The sequence below is a fragment of the Priestia sp. P5_B4 genome (assembly GCF_056400385.1).
In genome coordinates, this window is the sequence record NZ_JBFULJ010001495.1 from 1 (window position 1) to 558 (window position 558).

1 protein-coding gene is annotated in these 558 nt (G+C 39.9%); it reads left to right on the forward strand.

Going from position 1 to position 558, the window contains the following annotated elements:
* On the forward strand, nt 1–558 hold a 558-nt coding region (locus AC1DRF_RS31800; RefSeq protein ID WP_477742803.1), incomplete at both ends, for a family 4 glycosyl hydrolase.

Genomic DNA, 558 nt, shown 5'->3' on the forward strand with positions numbered 1-558 from the left:
GTTTGTGCCTGCTTTAGCTGGCTTTGAATTTGCGCTATACGATATAGATGCTGAGCGTTTAAGAGATTCGGAAAATATGCTAAACAATCTAAAAGAAAACTATAAAGTGAATATTACGGTTAAAGCCTATTTGAACCGCAGAGAAGCTTTAACAGGAGCGAAGTATGTGATTRACGCCATTCAAGTAGGCGGTTACAAACCAAGCACCGTCATTGATTTTGAAATTCCTAAAAAATACGGCTTGCGTCAGACGATTGGAGATACAGTAGGAATTGGAGGAATCTTCAGATCACTGCGCACGATTCCGGTCCTGTTTGATTTTGCAAAAGATATTGAAGAAGTATGTCCAGATGCGCTGTTTTTAAATTACACCAATCCAATGGCAACACTAACGGGTGCAATGCTGCGCTATACCAATGTAAAGACGGTAGGCCTTTGTCACAGTGTTCAAGTATGTACAAAAGATTTGTTTGATTCTCTCGGAATGAATCATGAAGGAATACAAGAGAAAATCGCAGGCATCAACCATATGGCATGGCTGCTAGAAGTAAAAAGAGA